Source organism: Pseudomonas sp. KCJK9058, from assembly GCF_046230975.1.
Taxonomy (GTDB): Bacteria; Pseudomonadota; Gammaproteobacteria; order Pseudomonadales; family Pseudomonadaceae; genus Aquipseudomonas; species Aquipseudomonas alloputida.
In genome coordinates, this window is record NZ_JBJJLR010000115.1 from 1 (window position 1) to 892 (window position 892).

Sequence of the window (892 nt, forward strand, 5' to 3'; positions counted from 1 at the left end):
GGTGAAAGCAGGCAGTTTCTTGTCAAAGTCCAAGTTGATGTCGGCGTGCGACTCTCCATCATTGATGCGATTGCCGAATATGCTACGTGCTGCCCACAGTTCTATTGGGCTGTGAAGGCGTTCATGTGCCTTGGCGTGTAGGTAGAGGCCTCCCGCGATGATTGCTACGCCTACGAGGACAAGGGCAGCGGCGGCCCATCCGGCAAAGGGTACTAGCGTTGTAGCGCCCGCAATGGCAAGTCCTGCTTCAAGAGTGACAGCAGAGCCAATGGCCATGGTTAATCCACCAGCAATTGTGTATCTGCCAGCCGTAGAGTTACCGTTATCGAATTGGCGCAATCCCTTTGACCAATCTGAGATCAGAGCAAATGCAATCGCCGGGTATCCGGCTAAACGCGCAAACAGATTGCTACTCAAAAACTTGATAACCCCATTGCCGAAGGCCATGCCCGGCGCTGTGGCACTTAATCTCAGCATGACGGCCTTTTGCGTTGCCCGTACGCTGACCAACGTTGCCGCCGCTGCACCAATCAACCCGAAAACAGATGAAGCGAACCCCAGGGTGTATTCCGGTGCATCGCTCTTCTGCAGGCTGTTGTAGGCCGTCTTGAGCGATAAGATGTTGAACCACAGCATCCCCGCGTTTAAGCCGCCACCACCGCCGGAGGTGAGCAACCCAAGGAAGTTGGGTTTCACGCGCGCAGTGGTGGTCAGCTCGATGGACACCGTGCGGCTACCCGAAATGCGCAACGCTTTCATCTCTTCAACCTGCGCCATGCCGCTCTTCAAATACCGCTGCACCTCCTGGCTAAAGGGATTTTCCGTAACGGCCTGCTCGGTGATGCGATAGCGCGCCGCCAATAACCCCAGCGCTTTCTCGGCATTGGCCTCA

1 pseudogene is annotated in these 892 nt (G+C 55.9%); it reads right to left on the reverse strand.

From position 1 onward, the window contains the following. Window positions 1-892, reverse strand: a pseudogene (locus tag ACK59Z_RS25830) (hypothetical protein); the annotation flags it as partial.